Here is a 255-nt window from a genome sequence, read left to right on the forward strand (position 1 = left end):
CGGCCGACCTGCGCGGCACGACCTCTTTTGCCAGCGCCCCCGCCAGCAGCAACGTCATCTATAACGGCACCGCCGGCGGCACCACCGCGGCGACCGGCACCTCGACCCTCGGCGCCACCCTCGGCTCCCTGACCGGTTCGACGGCAACGGCCGGCGACGGCTCCACGGCCCTGAGCAGCACCATCACGCTGATCGCTGCCAACGGCACCGCCGCAAGCGGCCTGGTCGGCAGCGCCCAGCCGACTGACGGCGACA

The 255-nt window shown here is 73.3% G+C and carries 1 pseudogene; it reads left to right on the forward strand.

Features of this window, described 5'->3' with window-relative positions:
* Positions 1-255 (forward strand): annotated as a pseudogene (locus G8O24_RS43285) (DUF1522 domain-containing protein); the annotation flags it as partial.

This window comes from Bradyrhizobium campsiandrae (genome assembly GCF_014529705.1).
In the GTDB taxonomy this organism is placed as follows: Bacteria; Pseudomonadota; Alphaproteobacteria; order Rhizobiales; family Xanthobacteraceae; genus Bradyrhizobium; species Bradyrhizobium campsiandrae.